This is a genomic window from Vreelandella nigrificans (genome assembly GCF_002374315.1).
Taxonomy (GTDB): Bacteria; Pseudomonadota; Gammaproteobacteria; order Pseudomonadales; family Halomonadaceae; genus Vreelandella; species Vreelandella nigrificans.
The window spans coordinates 34,905-41,115 of sequence record NZ_NWUX01000028.1; the positions used below are offsets into that span (position 1 = coordinate 34,905).

4 protein-coding genes are annotated in these 6,211 nt (G+C 46.5%); all 4 read left to right on the top strand.

Going from position 1 to position 6,211, the window contains the following annotated elements; genetic code table 11:
* The 4 genes from CPA45_RS20240 (at position 1) to CPA45_RS20255 (ending at position 6,020) form a co-directional block, all read left to right on the top strand.
* Complete coding sequence (locus CPA45_RS20240) at positions 1-1,365, top strand: phosphotransferase family protein (protein ID WP_096654728.1); 1,365 nt, start codon at positions 1-3, stop codon at positions 1,363-1,365.
* Positions 1,366-1,373: 8 nt separating this feature from the next.
* On the top strand, positions 1,374-2,597 hold the full coding sequence (locus tag CPA45_RS20245) for a glycosyltransferase family 29 protein (protein ID WP_096654730.1): 1,224 nt from the start codon (positions 1,374-1,376) through the stop codon (positions 2,595-2,597).
* Positions 2,598-3,055: 458 nt separating this feature from the next.
* Complete coding sequence (gene pgm / locus CPA45_RS20250; RefSeq protein ID WP_422822050.1) at positions 3,056-4,639, top strand: phosphoglucomutase (alpha-D-glucose-1,6-bisphosphate-dependent); 1,584 nt, start codon at positions 3,056-3,058, stop codon at positions 4,637-4,639.
* A 526-nt stretch (positions 4,640-5,165) separates the two neighbouring features.
* Positions 5,166-6,020 carry a UTP--glucose-1-phosphate uridylyltransferase gene (locus CPA45_RS20255; protein WP_096654732.1) on the top strand — a complete coding sequence of 285 codons (855 nt, stop codon included), beginning with the start codon at positions 5,166-5,168 and terminating at the stop codon, positions 6,018-6,020.
* The last annotated feature ends 191 nt before the right edge of the window (positions 6,021-6,211 follow it).

Sequence of the window (6,211 nt, forward strand, 5' to 3'; positions counted from 1 at the left end):
ATGCTGGCTGAGCACTATGCAGTGATCGCAATTGATAAGCTGAAGGAGGGTAAGCGCAAGCTTGCCCTTGCTTATCTGAAATTAGCATGCCTGCAACCAAATGCTACTGATTATATATATCTACTCCGTATAGAGGCGGAAGTGTGGGAGAAAGAATGGATTTCTGCACTTAGCTATATAGATAGGGTACGGCCAGATAAGCTAGTGATTAGCGAGCAATGCCGTTACTACTGGGCATGCTCGCGATTATTCAGTGCCTTAGGGAAAAAACGTAGTGCTTTATCCTATTTTAACTTGGCTATGGAGACAATAGACTCTGAGCAGTGGAAAAGAATGATGCGAGAGTTACGGGGCGCGCTGCCCGTGGCTGGCCGTGTGACTAAGCAATTTTCTTTTCCCGGCGGGTTTGCAAATAGGGGATGTATACTTCATGTAGCCAATAAGAAGACTGAGTTTATTACTAAGTTCTACAAGGAGAAAGACAACTATATCCGTGAAGCATTTTTTTATGAATATTGCGCTCCTCTCATCTCATCCACCTTTGTTTTAAGGCCGGTTTATTACTCTGGCAATCAAAGTCCATTTAAAGCAATTTGCTTTCCTTACATAAGCCAAGGTGAGGGTAGTTTTGAACCTATTGAAGTTATTCCGCATGACAAAGTTTTAGAGCTAGTAGAGCGTTTAGGTAACGCTGATTTTTATGCTGATAAATTAATTGATAATGAGTTTGGTAGCTGTGAGTTTGGTGGCCATGAGCTTGAGAAAAGTGGTGGACTTTCTAGTATTAAGATAGATAGATTTCGAGTTCCGACTTTGCCTCTGTCATTAGGGCGTAATATGGTGAACTTACGAAATGTTCTCTTTAATACACATGATAATACATCTTATAAATATCTTCGGTTGATGCTTATTTTCTCATTGAGAAGGATAAAGCATCTTCGTAATATTTCGGTTTCATCAACGCAATATGCGCTAGATATAGGTTTTTTCTTCTTAAAGAAAGCTCATTTTAATAAGCTGTTAGGTGATGATACGCTGGATAGTGGCTTTTGTCATACTGATCTTAAAGCAGATAATGTGATTCTTTCAAGTGATGGAGAGTTTTTTGTCATTGATTGGGGGAATTTGTCTTTTGGTCCTTTGGGATATGATATTGCGACTTTTGTGTCTGAAGCAAACTTGAAATACTCTGAGGTTCAGTTTTTCTTGCATGATAAATTTCCATTTTCTGCACATAATAAGATTTTTACATGGTGGGCTTGTTATTTTCATTGCCTTAGAAATTTAGAGAAACAAAAAGAGAGCCGTATTGGAGATGCTTTGTTGTTTTTAAGAAATAATATTATGTCTATTGATAAGTGGTAGGAGAGTAAGTGATTTTAAAAATTATATTTTTGCCGATGCAAATTTTTGTTTTTTGTGCCTCCTACTTTCGAGGTCGCTTTTTCTTGAGTACTCGCTTAGATACGTTTTCACTTTTTTTGATGAAGAAATCTTTTCCTTGGATTAAAGGGATCTTTGCCTACCGCTTGTTCGAGAAGAAGAAATTTAAAGAAGTGCTTTTGCTGTATCGCCAGGGTGATTTGAAAAAATCGTCAGGCTTGTTTCTTCTTTCTATCGCATTGTCTCGGCGAGCGACTGGAAAGGTGAATGATAGAACCATTAGTCTTCTAGTGGCAGCCGCTGACAGGGGGGCTAAATTACTAAAGAATTACTATCTCTTTAAGTTAATTGCGACATTGCGAGAAACCCGCAGGATGACAGACTCCGAGTTACGTACCTTTGACTCTGAAATGGCTTCAGTAGGTCTGTTGTATAAGAATTTCTATTATCGCGCCTGTTTGGAATTGGCTTCTGAATTTTTACAGCAAAATAAAATAGACGAGGCTGAAAAGTGGTATCAAGTTGGCCGTTTATCTCCATGTGCCTCAGCTAGCTATCTAGCGCTCACTCACTACTTTGCCCCTGTGACGGCGCATCATGAAGTTGATCGGTTAGCTTCTTCACAGTTGAGTTTAATTGATATTGTTAAGAAGTCAGAGGGGTCTATATGTGTAGTGGGAAATTCCCCTAGTGTTATCGGTGCGAATGTCGGTGAGTGGATTGATGCTCAACGTATTGTGATTAGGTTTAATAATTACTCTTTAGGGCCCAATTTTGTCGATGATATTGGCTCCAAAACTGATGTTTGGGTGCGAATGCTTCCGACACCGCTGATTGATCGGACATTGCAAGCAGGCGTCAGCTTAGTTGTTTTTACCGGTCCTAACTCTATCTATCGTTCCATACCGAAATGGCCTGAGGTACTTGAGATCTCTTCTCAGGTGCAAGCTACGGATTTTTTTGATGAAAAATTATTTTTTGAGCTGCAGGCCATGATTGGTTCTCCGCCTTCATCTGGCTTGATGACTTGCTATACTATTTATCGAGTTCTAGGCTACTTCCCTAAAAATAGTATGATTGGCTTGAGTATCGACGGCAATGTAGAGGAGGAGGGTGTTTACCACTACTCTGATCCGATGGCTTTTGCTGCGCCCCGTCACAATTGGAAAAAAGAAGCCGTCGTTTATAAGAAGCTTCTGCTAGGTGTGCTTTGATGTTTGATCTGACTTTTTACTCTTTTTTACCAGTTGTTTCTCAAGGGTTACACTGATAAATTAAAATTAATTTTAGGTGGATCATATTGTTTCATGTGATGACGCGGGCTGGTCGCCCTAGCGCCTGCATAATCCCAATGGCAGGGGATTCTTTTGATAGGCGCTATGTTGCAGGGTCTATGTTGGTAGGGTTTATGTTGGTAGGGTCTATGTTGGCAAGGTTTATGTGGATTGGGTCTATGTTGACAGGGTCTTGTTGACAAGGTCTTTTCTGGGCCGACAAGTGTAGCTTAGCGGTCGAGCTGCTATTTTTGCTATGCTCTAATTTGGTAGATGAAAGTAGCCAAGTTAGTGCGTTAATGAAAAGTGTTAATGAAAGTTAAATCAGTTTTTTTAAAAGGCTAAGGTGCTCTAGTATGGATAGCCCTGTTATTGGCAGCTCTGTTATGGAAAACACGATGATAGTGAATATCATAGAACTCTTTTTTGATGAGACCCCAAATGCCAAAGTGGTAAAAGAGCGCGTGACGTTCGGTACTTCTGGGCATCGGGGCCGTGCAACGGAGCGCACCTTTAACGCTGCACATATTATTGCGATTACCCAAGCTGTAGTGGACTACCGCACTGAAGCGGGCTACCAAGGGCCGATATTTCTTGGTTACGATACCCACGCACTCTCAAAGCCTGCCTGGGAGTGCGCGTTGCGTGTACTGGCTGCTAATAAAGTACAGGTGCTTATCGAGAAAGATTGCGGCATCACAGCAACGCCGCTCGTTAGCCATGCGATTTTGCAGCACAACCATCTTCCTGGGGCCGCCTTAGCCGATGGCTTAATTATTACCCCTTCTCATAACCCACCTGAAGATGGTGGCATTAAGTACAACCTTTCCCACGGTGGCCCTGCCGATACCGAAACAACAAAGTGGATTGAGTTACGCGCTAATGCGTACTTGCTGCGTCAGCTGAGTGATATTTCCTTGGTGCCATTAGAGCAGGCTCTGGCGGACGCTAAGGAGTACGACTTTACTGCCCAATATGTAGCTCAGCTGGGCAATGTCGTTGATATGGCTGCTATTCAGAAAGCTAATCTTACGCTTGGGGTAGACCCCATGGGGGGCACGGCTCTGCCAGTATGGCAAGCAGTGGTTGAGCTGTATGGCCTCAATCTTGAAGTGGTAAACACATCGATCGATGCTCGCTTTAACTTTATGCCACCGGATCACGATGGCAAAATTCGCATGGATTGCTCTAGTGCCGATGCGATGGCAAATCTGCTGAAGATTAAAGACCGCTTTGATATTGCTTTTGGCAATGACCCAGACGCCGATCGCCATGGCATTGTTGATGCCAACGGGCTAATGAACCCGAACCATTTTTTAGCGGTATGCGTAGATTACCTTATTAGCCACCGGCCTGAGTGGGATAGTACGCTGAAGATCGGTAAGACGCTGGTGTCGTCTTCTATGATTGACCGTGTCGTGGCTTCCCATCAGCGCGAACTGTATGAGGTGCCGGTTGGCTTTAAGTGGTTTGTAGATGGTTTATACGATGGCTGGCTTGCCTTTGGCGGAGAAGAGAGCGCAGGGGCTAGCCTGCTGACTCGTGATGGCCAGGCGTGGTCGACGGACAAAGATGGTATTGCGCTTTGTTTATTAGCCGCTGAGATTACAGCGGTTACTGGTAAAACACCGAGCGAGTATTACCGCTCGTTAACCGAGCGATTCGGTGAGCCCTTCTATAAGCGCGTAGATACAGCGTGCACTGCCGAAGAGAAGGCCGCATTTAAAAAGCTAAGCGCCGAAAGTATCACCGAAACTACGTTAGCTGGAGACCCTATTACTGCTGTATTAGTTAACGCCCCTGGCAACGGTGCCACCATTGGCGGTTTGAAAGTCACTACCGAAAACGGCTGGTTTGCCGCCCGCCCCAGTGGCACTGAATCACTCTACAAGGTGTATGCAGAAAGCTTTAAAGGCTCACAGCACCTGGATGACCTCATTGAAAGCGCCACCGCACTGCTTTCCAGCGTGTTAAAAAGCTAGCCGCTAACGCACCTATCCAGCTGCATACGGCGGCGCGAGGCGCACCCGCGGGCCTAGGCGGAGTGGGGTGGTTCCGTTACCCATCGCGGGTGCCTCGCATGTGTTCGTTCCTCTCACAAAGCTCGTTACACCGCGCTACAGATATGTCGTGGTTTGATTATTAGGTTTTGTAACGCGTGGTAAGCCTACGGCGCACCCGCGATGGTGGCGAGGCGCGGTCGGGTGGCTAATTCGCCGCGGGTGCCTCGCATGTGTTCGTTCCTCTCACAAAGCTCGTTACACCGCGCTACAGATATGTGGTGGTTTGGTTATTAGGTTTTGTGGCGCGGGTAAGCCTACGGCGCACCCGCGGCGGGGCTTGCTTGGGCATAGGGCTTGCCGGGATGTGCTGGCGTTGGAAGGTTCGACTCAATTACCTGCTTATTTGTTATATCATTCGGTATACCGTTTGCTTTCAGTTTAGAGTGGATTTGCTCTTTATCTTTTCTCCCTCTGAAGAGCAATGCTCAGTAAAAGGACGTTAATGATGATCCAAGTGCGCAAAGCGATTATTCCGGTGGCCGGTTTCGGCACACGCCTGCTACCCATCAGCAAAGCGATTCCCAAGGAAATGGTACCCGTTGTGGATCGCCCGCTTATTCAGCATGTGGTGGAAGAAGCGCTGGCAGCGGGTATTAATGAAATAATTCTAGTGACTCGGGCGGGTAAATCGGCCATTGAAGACCATTTCGATGCTCACTTTGAACTGGAGCATTCGCTGGCCAGTAAAGGCAAGAATGCGTTGCTGGAAACGCTTTCCTCTATTTCTCCGAAACAGCTCAAAGTAACCAGCGTTCGCCAGCCTAACGCAAAAGGCCTTGGGCATGCGATTTTCTGCGCAGCACATCTGCTGGATAAAGATGAGCCGTTTGCAGTTATTCTCCCTGACGTGCTGGTAAAACCCCAGTTGGGTAGCAGTGCCTGTGACCTGGGCAGCATGGTAGAACGTTGGAATGCCAATGATGCTTCGCAGATTATGGTAGAAGCAGTGCCCCAGGAAGAGGTCTATCGTTACGGTATTGTGGATTGTGACGAACCCGCTGCTGGTGAGAGTGCTGATATGCGTGGGGTGGTAGAAAAGCCGAATCCAGAAGATGCGCCTTCGCGTCTTTCTGTTATTGGCCGTTATGTGTTGCCCTATCGCATTATGGAGTTATTGCGTGATCAACCGCCGGGCGCTGGCAATGAGATCCAGCTAACCGATGCTATTGATCGCTTAATGCAGGAGGGTAAAACTGTGCAAGCCTTCCGCATGCGTGGCCGCACCTTTGATTGCGGACATATTGAAGGTTGGCTAAAAGCCAACACCACGCTCGCCCGAGAAGCGGGCTACGAGGTGTAAGGCCAACCCCACAAAGCTCGTATAAATTGATGCTAACGGTTTTGTAGCGCGGGTAAGCCTACGGCGCACCCGCGGATGTTGCCCCGCGTAGGCGTACCTAGGTGGCGCCGTCACCCATCGCGGGTGCCTCATACGCTCGTCCCTCGCGAGATTCGTTACGCCGCGCTACGGTAGGTGCAATAGATTGGTGT